At 66.3% G+C, this 513-nt stretch carries 1 pseudogene; it reads left to right on the top strand.

Annotated features, from left to right (window positions below):
• Positions 1-513: pseudogene (locus BV034_RS26195) on the top strand (hypothetical protein); the annotation flags it as partial.

Genomic DNA, 513 nt, shown 5'->3' with positions numbered 1-513 from the left:
CCGGGGTGGATGGTGAGGAGATTTATGTGAACCCGGAGACGGGCACTTACGGTGCCTACTGGACCGTGTCGGGGGGCTGGGCGGGCACCGGGGTGACCCGGGTGGAGCTGCTGGTGCGTGGTTCCAAGGCTGGAGCAGGCATCGGCGGGACGCCTGGCGTGGCGGACAAACAGATGTGGGTGCTGCTGCCGCCCAGCCAGGAAACCTACGAGTATGACGGTGCGGGCCGCATGGTGGGGGATGCCACCTGGGCTTACACGTGGAACGGCATGGGCTGTCTGGTGAAGATGGAGCGCAAGGCCGACACCGCTGTGGAGCCCAACCTCGCCAGCGAGGTGATCACCTTCGGGTACGATGCCGACCGGCGTCGGACGAAGAAGGAGCGGACCTTGACGTACTCCGACAGCACGCCTACGCGGGTGGAGACCAGCAGGATGATCTGGAGCGACTGGCTTCCCGCCTGCGAGGAGTTGTCGGTGAACGGCGGCACGGCCAGCCGGCGCTGGTTCATCT

Origin of the sequence: Verrucomicrobium sp. BvORR034 (assembly GCF_000739635.1) — a bacterium.
Classification (GTDB): domain Bacteria; phylum Verrucomicrobiota; class Verrucomicrobiia; order Verrucomicrobiales; family Verrucomicrobiaceae; genus Verrucomicrobium.
The sequence above is the reverse complement of the archived record's forward strand: the minus strand, read 5'-3'. Positions and strand labels throughout refer to the sequence as shown.